A 1,716-nucleotide genomic window follows, 5' to 3' on the forward strand; every position below is an offset into this window, starting at 1 on the left:
AAAATTAACTGTGGCTTTAGATGGTGAAATTGTTGAAATGCAGCCGCCGCTTAAAATTTCAGTGCGTAAAAATGCATTAAAAATAATGGTTCCTCATGATTCTGCACCTGTCTGATTTACATTTTGGTACAGAGAAAACCGCCTGTATGGCGGCAATCCGTCTTTTTTGCCAAGAGCAACCTTTTGAAGCTGTCGTGGTGAGTGGTGATTTAACCCAGCGAGCGCGCTATACGCAGTTTTATGACTGCAAACAGTTTTTGGAAAGTCTTAATCTTCCGTATCTGGTGGTACCAGGTAATCATGATATTCCATTATATCAGCTGTGGAACCGCATCTTTAGTCCATTTACCCGCTATAAATTATTCTTTGGTCACATGGAAAATATCTTAGAAACTGCACATTTTTATATTATGGGAGTGAACAGTATTCGAAGGCGTTATCACACTCGCGGTCATATCTCTTTGGAACAAATCCAGCAAATTGACCAGTCATTAATGGTCGCTCCAGCACATAAAATAAAACTGATTGTTGCGCATCAGCCTTTTTATACTCCACCGAATGATCCACATGGGGTAAAAGACTGTCCGATGCTGGGGCGGATGGCTTTAGAATCCTGGAGCCAAAGCGGTTTAAATGGCTTGTTACATGGACATCTGCATCAATCTGCGGTGTATGATTTAAACCAGATTTATCGTTTAGGTGTAGCCCATCCTGTACTTGATATACATGCCGGTACAGCGACTTCTTACCGATTACATCGTGGCTTGCCAAATAGTTTCAATGTTATTCAGGAAAATGCCGACGTGCAGCATTATTATTTTGATGAACAACAAAAAGAATTTGTATTAGATGAACAAAATGCTGAATAAATGAAGAAATATTGAGAGTTGAATAAAAAAAATACAAAAAACCGCATTTTTTTTTACTTGCCCCCTTGAAGCGTTTTTTTCCATCCCCACAAAAGTGACATCGAAATTATTTTGATGATGACCGATGGAATAACAAAGTCATCATTACTTCACTATAAAAGACTTAGTCTGATGGAGTTTCCAATGAGCAACATTCGTCCATTACATGATCGCGTAGTTATTCGTCGTGTTGAAGAAGAAACTAAAACTGCTGGCGGTATTTTACTTCCAGGTTCTGCTGCTGAAAAACCGGCTCAAGGTGAAATCATTGCAGTAGGTAATGGTCAGGTTACTGACAATGGCGTACGCGCTTTAGACGTTAAAGTAGGCGACAAAGTATTGTTCGGTACTTACGCAGGTACAACTGTAAAAGTACAAGGCGAAGAACTTCTTATTATGAAAGAGTCTGACATTTTAGCCGTTTTAGAAGGCTAATTCAGACCTGTTCCATTCAATCAAATTTTTGAAAATTAAAATATTTGGAGTAAAGCATGTCAGCTAAAGAAGTAAAATTTGGTGATTCAGCGCGCAGCAAAATGATTGCAGGCGTAAACGTACTTGCAGATGCTGTAAAAGTAACTTTAGGTCCTAAAGGCCGTAATGTTGTGATCGACCGTTCTTTCGGTGCACCCCACATTACTAAAGATGGTGTAACGGTTGCGAAAGAAATTTCACTGGCAGACAAATTTGAGAACATGGGTGCTCAACTGGTTCGTGAAGTATCTTCAAAAACCAATGATATCGCAGGTGATGGTACAACAACTGCAACTGTACTTGCGCAAGCCATCTTGAATGAAGGGATCAAGTC

The 1,716-nt window shown here is 39.6% G+C and carries 3 protein-coding genes and 1 pseudogene; all 4 read left to right on the forward strand.

Features of this window, described 5'->3' with window-relative positions; genetic code table 11:
* A pseudogene (locus tag WAK81_RS08070) lies at window positions 1-115 on the forward strand (diacylglycerol kinase); the annotation flags it as partial.
* Window positions 96-869, forward strand: coding sequence for a metallophosphoesterase family protein (locus WAK81_RS08075; protein ID WP_422196405.1), 774 nt, complete (start codon window positions 96-98; stop codon window positions 867-869). The pseudogene WAK81_RS08070 and the gene WAK81_RS08075, both read left to right, overlap by 20 nt.
* 183 nt (window positions 870-1,052) lie before the next feature.
* Window positions 1,053-1,343 carry a co-chaperone GroES gene (locus WAK81_RS08080; protein ID WP_131270262.1) on the forward strand — a complete coding sequence of 97 codons (291 nt, stop codon included), beginning with the start codon at window positions 1,053-1,055 and terminating at the stop codon, window positions 1,341-1,343.
* A 56-nt stretch (window positions 1,344-1,399) separates the two neighbouring features.
* The coding region (locus WAK81_RS08085; protein ID WP_422196406.1) for a TCP-1/cpn60 chaperonin family protein at window positions 1,400-1,716 on the forward strand (317 nt) is incomplete at its 3' end.

The sequence above is a fragment of the Acinetobacter sp. genome, assembly GCF_049284435.1.
Lineage (GTDB): Bacteria > Pseudomonadota > Gammaproteobacteria > Pseudomonadales > Moraxellaceae > Acinetobacter.

Coding starts and splice junctions, on each gene's coding strand:
- WAK81_RS08075 (WP_422196405.1), top strand. CDS start 96: ATGATTCTGCACCTGTCTGATTTACATTTTGGTACAGAGAAAACCGCC.
- WAK81_RS08080 (WP_131270262.1), top strand. CDS start 1,053: ATGAGCAACATTCGTCCATTACATGATCGCGTAGTTATTCGTCGTGTT.